Source organism: Plectonema cf. radiosum LEGE 06105 (assembly GCF_015207665.1).
GTDB classification, from domain to species: Bacteria; Cyanobacteriota; Cyanobacteriia; order Cyanobacteriales; family Nostocaceae; genus Rivularia; species Rivularia radiosa_A.
In genome coordinates this window covers 1-3,862 of record NZ_JADEWL010000267.1, presented here as the reverse complement: position 1 = coordinate 3,862, position 3,862 = coordinate 1, and the positions used below count along the sequence as shown (strand labels likewise).

Genomic DNA, 3,862 nt, shown 5'->3' with positions numbered 1-3,862 from the left:
GGGGGAAAGAATGTTTAATTCCTAACTGCTAACATACAGACCTTTAACCTTAAACCTTTAACCTTATGAACACTTTATCAGCTTTACAACAATTAATCGATGTGGTGGCAAAATTGCGATCGCCGTCGGGTGGTTGTCCTTGGGATTTACAACAAACTCCCGAAACTCTTACTCCTTATGTGATTGAGGAGGCTTACGAGGTTGTTGATGCGATTCAAAGCGGTGATAAAAATCATGTTGCTGAAGAATTGGGTGATTTACTTTTACAAGTTGTGTTGCAAGCACAAATTTATGGCGAATATGGTGATTTTACGCTCTCAGAAGTCGCTCAAGGTATTACTCAAAAGTTAATTCGTCGTCATCCTCATGTTTTTGGTGATGTGTCGGTAGAAAATGTGGATGAAGTGAAGCAAAATTGGGAAGAAATCAAAGCTACTGAAAAAGGCGAAAACACGGCTGATAGTCACAAATTAACTAACAAGCTCAGTGGTTATACTCGCAAAATGCCGCCGTTAATGGCAACGATGAAAATTTCTCAAAAGGCTGCTGAAATTGGCTTTGAGTGGGAAAATATCGATGGTGTCTGGGAAAAATTTGAGGAAGAATTAGCAGAGTTTAAACAAGCTTTAGCAGAGGAAACACCGGAAAGACAGCAAGAAGAATTAGGCGATTTATTATTTAGTATTGCTCAGTTGGCAAGATGGAATAATTTAGACCCCAGCGAAGCTTTACAAGGCACAAATAAACGATTTATTCAGCGATTACGTCATATGGAAGATTTTGCCCAGCGTCCGCTTTCGGAATATAGTTTGTTAGAGTTGGAAGCGCTTTGGCAGCAAGCGAAAGTAAAATTAAAATAATCTATTTACCCGGAGGGGTAGGTGTTTAAAATGTTAGCGTAAATCTTGCGGTTTTTATGCTAACGATATCTGAAATTTAGGAAGATGTAATTACAAATTAAATCATAGGATGAATTATGACTGCTTTAACTTTACAAATACCTCCCCAACTCAAGTTTACAGATGACGAATTTGAACAAATTGTCGCTTTTAATCAAGAATTACGTTTAGAATTAACAGAGCAAGGGGAATTAATTATTATGTCACCAACAGGAGGAGAAACCGGAAATCGTAATTTTGATTTAATTGGTCAAATATGGTTTTGGAACCGTAAAAATAATTTAGGAAAAGCTTTTGATTCTTCTACAGGTTTTAAACTTCCTAACGGTGCTACTCGTTCCCCCGATGCTTCTTGGATAACAATGGAAAGATGGGATTCCCTTACACCACAACAAAGAAAGAAATTTTTACCTTTGTGTCCTGATTTTGCTGTGGAATTGGTATCTGAAAGTGATGATGTGGAAGATGCCAGAAAAAAGATGCGCGAATATATCGCGAATGGTTTAAGGTTAGGTTGGTTAATTAACCCGAAAGATAAACAAGTTGAAATTTATCGTATTGGCAAGGAAGTAGAAATTTTGCAATCTCCTAAAACTTTATCTGGGGAAAATATGCTGACTGATTTTACTTTAGATTTACAAACCATTCTTGCATAAATTAAACTTTCCTCCGCCTACTTTTCCATTCCTCTACCGCTAAGAAGTGGGAAACTTCTGAACTGCAAAGAGTGGTAGCATGAACCTCATCTGATTGATTGTACCAACTGTTTCCAACACTCTTCTACTAGTTCAAAAATTTCCGACTAAAAAAAACTCCCCTGCTCCTAACTTTCCTAAACGTTCATCTGCTGCTTTTGATAAAGGGAATAATATAACCCTTTCTGCCGCAACAATTGATCATGGGTTCCTCTCTCGGCAATGATTCCTTTTTCCATGACTAATATCATGTCGGCACGTTTCAATGGTGCGAAACGGTGTGCAATTAAAAATACTGTCTTTCCTTGTGTAGTCCTTTGTAAATTTTGCAACACCTGTTGTTCGGTTTCGCTATCGAGAGCGCTGGTTGCTTCATCCAAAATTAATATTGGTGCTTGCAGTAGGAATAATCTGGCTAAAGCAATGCGCTGTCTTTGTCCCCCGGATAATGCGGTACCTCTTTCCCCGACGTTGCTTTCATAGCCTTGGGGTAGTTCGCTGATGAAATCGTGAGCAACTGCCATTCTCGCGGCTTGTACTACTTGCTCAGCGGTGATTTCGGGATTTCCTAAAGTTATATTGTCCAGGATGCTGCCGTTAAACAAAAAGTCTTCTTGTAAAACTACACCTATTTGTTGACGCAAGGAAGCTAAATCAACGCTTTTCACATCAAAACCATCAATTAAAATGCGTCCGGATTCGATTTGATAAAGTCTTTGTAGCAGCTTGGAAAGCGTACTTTTACCGGAACCACTGCGTCCGACTATACCGACAAATTGACCAGGTTCTACGTTAAAGGAAATCCCTTTGAGAATCGGTTCGGTATTAGCTTTGTAACGGAAGAATACTTGGTCAAAAATAACTTCTCCTTCGAGGGGTGGTAGTACTAATCCAGTTCCTGGTTCTGCTTCCGGATTAACGTTGAGAATGTCGCCGATTCTATCTACCGATAACAATACTTGCTGTAAATTTTGCCACAATTGAACTAATCTTAATAAAGGTCCGGTAACTCTTCCCGAAAGCATTTGAAAAGCTACCAATTGTCCGACGGTAAAGTTGTTTTCAATAACTAATTTGGCTCCAAACCACAGAATCAACAGGCTGGATAGTTTAGTCAGAAAGTCGCCGATGTTACTACTAATATTAGATGTGGTAGAAGCCTTGAAACCAGTACGGATAAAGCGAGCAAATAAACCTTCCCATCTATCCCGCGTTGCTGGTTCGGCTGCATGGGCTTTTACCGAATGAATTCCTGTAACTGTTTCTACTAAGAACGATTGACTGTCAGCGCTCCGGTTAAATGTTTCGTTGAGCCATCTGCGGAGAATTGGTGTTGCAATCAGGGTAAGAAGGGCGAATAAAGGTAATACAGCTAAGGCTACGAAAGTCAAGGTACTACTGTAATAAAACATGAGTACCAGATAAACTACAGCAAATATGCTGTCAAGAACTACAGTTAATGCTGTACCCGTGAGAAACTGCCGGATTTGTTCTAATTCCTGTACCCGTGCCACCGTATCGCCTACCCGTCGCGATTCAAAATAAGATAAAGGTAAGCGCATTAAGTGACGAAATAGCTGCGCTGATAAACTTAAATCCAAACGACGCGCTGTATGGGTGAAAATGAATAAGCGGAGAATTCCTAGCACCGACTCGAATACTGCTACTAATAACAGCGCGATCGCCATTACGTCAAGAGTCGCTATACTCTCTTGCACCATGACTTTATCGATGATGACTTGAGTAATTAGCGGTGTGGTTAATCCCAACAGTTGTAAGGTAAAAGATGCTAAAAGTACTTCTGTAAGTAAACCTTTGTATTGCCAAACTGCCGGTAAAAACCAACTCAGGTTAAACTTTTCTTGCTTTTGAACGAGTTCTACTTGCCATAAATAGCCATCCCAAAACTGTTCGAGTTCGGCACGGGAGACTGTTTCGCAAGTGCAGTCGGGATTTTGTGGGTTAGCAACAATCAATTTATTGCCTTTGCGGGCATAAGTTACAACCCAATTAGCTGAATCCGATTCACCCCATAACAATAAAGCTGGAAAAGCAAGTTGTTGTAAATCATCCCAACTCACCCGTAACCTCCGCAGCACAAAACCCAGCTTCTCACCAGCTTCAACAACATTTTTGGGACGTTGCGATGTCATGTGACGCTGCACCCACTCCAACTTCACCGAAATTTCCAGAAACTGCGCCACCATTGTCAAACAAGCCGCAGCACTATTCGAGCTATAAACGAACGGATAGCCGGATGTTATGGGG

General features: G+C 40.5%; 3 protein-coding genes. 2 read left to right on the top strand and 1 reads right to left on the bottom strand.

Annotated features, from left to right (window positions below):
- Window positions 1-65 precede the first annotated feature (65 nt).
- Both mazG and IQ247_RS31700 read left to right on the top strand, forming a co-directional pair.
- Entirely contained in the window at window positions 66-860 is a 795-nt protein-coding gene (mazG, locus tag IQ247_RS31705; protein WP_193926161.1) for a nucleoside triphosphate pyrophosphohydrolase, read from the top strand.
- A gap of 116 nt (window positions 861-976) precedes the next feature.
- Window positions 977-1,555, top strand: a complete 579-nt coding sequence (locus IQ247_RS31700; RefSeq protein ID WP_193926160.1) for a Uma2 family endonuclease — start codon at window positions 977-979, stop codon at window positions 1,553-1,555.
- Between the two features lie 176 nt (window positions 1,556-1,731).
- On the opposite strand, the gene IQ247_RS31695 is transcribed toward IQ247_RS31700, so the two are convergent.
- Window positions 1,732-3,862, bottom strand: a 2,131-nt coding sequence (locus tag IQ247_RS31695) for a peptidase domain-containing ABC transporter (RefSeq protein ID WP_193926159.1), incomplete at its 5' end; no start/stop codon positions are given.